The sequence below is a fragment of the Sinorhizobium sp. P24N7 genome, from assembly GCF_042436655.1.
Lineage (GTDB): Bacteria > Pseudomonadota > Alphaproteobacteria > Rhizobiales > Rhizobiaceae > Sinorhizobium > Sinorhizobium meliloti_A.
In genome coordinates, this window is record NZ_JBHMIW010000156.1 from 1 (window position 1) to 390 (window position 390).

At 69.7% G+C, this 390-nt stretch carries 1 pseudogene; it reads right to left on the reverse strand.

Features of this window, described 5'->3' with window-relative positions:
• A pseudogene (locus tag ACFHWW_RS34415) lies at positions 1–390 on the reverse strand (integrase); the annotation flags it as partial.

Here is a 390-nt window from a genome sequence, read left to right on the forward strand (position 1 = left end):
GTCTTCGACACGCAGCGCCGCCACCTCCGAACGGCGACGGCCGCCGGAGGCAAAGGCGGTCAGAAGCAGCGCGCGATCGCGCTGATCGACCAAGCGTTCGCCGGCGCACGCGGCCAGCAGCTTGGCGAGCACGTCGACGGTCACGGCCTTTTTGCTCTTGCGCTGTCGTGGTCGGCTGCTTGCCTTCACCGCCAGTCTCAGCGCACTTTTCAAGGATGGCGCGCCGAAAGCGCCGGTGAGCCCCCGCCAGCGGGTAAGGATCGACCACGAGGTCAGCCGCCGGCGCACCGCGCCGGGCGCGTGCGGGCCATTGGCCTTGAGGAGCCCATCGAGGCGCAATCCAGCCTCCACATCCGCGGGCATGCCGTGGCCGGGATCCTCAGTGCGCTT